The sequence below is a fragment of the Brevibacillus sp. SIMBA_040 genome (assembly GCF_046535075.1).
Taxonomy (GTDB): domain Bacteria; phylum Bacillota; class Bacilli; order Brevibacillales; family Brevibacillaceae; genus Brevibacillus.
The window spans coordinates 1-347 of sequence record NZ_JAWRXI010000091.1 but is presented as its reverse complement, the minus strand read 5'-3'; the positions used below and the strand labels follow the sequence as shown (position 1 = coordinate 347).

At 51.0% G+C, this 347-nt stretch carries 1 protein-coding gene; it reads right to left on the bottom strand.

From position 1 onward, the window contains the following. Positions 1-29 precede the first annotated feature (29 nt). Positions 30-347 (bottom strand): DUF892 family protein (locus SB752_RS32105; protein ID WP_410719453.1); only part of this gene is annotated, 318 nt, incomplete at its 5' end.

Here is a 347-nt window from a genome sequence, read left to right as displayed (position 1 = left end):
ATCGTCCCCTTGATGACTTCATCACTCATCTATGACCCGCCAACGGCTTGGCCAAACGCCATTAACTTAGCAGTCATATCTTTGATCGTGGATGAACTGCCGCCGAGCCTGCTCAGACATTCCTCAATCAGCGTTTGTTGACCCAGCGTCTCCTGAATGTGAAAGTCAATCCGGGCTTTGAGCTTCGGATAATGCTCCAACCGCTCGGATTGGGCTTTGAGCATTTTCTCGGCTTGCTGTTCCATCGCGTGCGCATCTCGCAGCCAATCAAGCAAATTTTCTTGTGGGGTAGCCATCTTTGCTAATCCTCCTACGCCTATTGTTTGAGGTTGATGCATGGAGGCGCG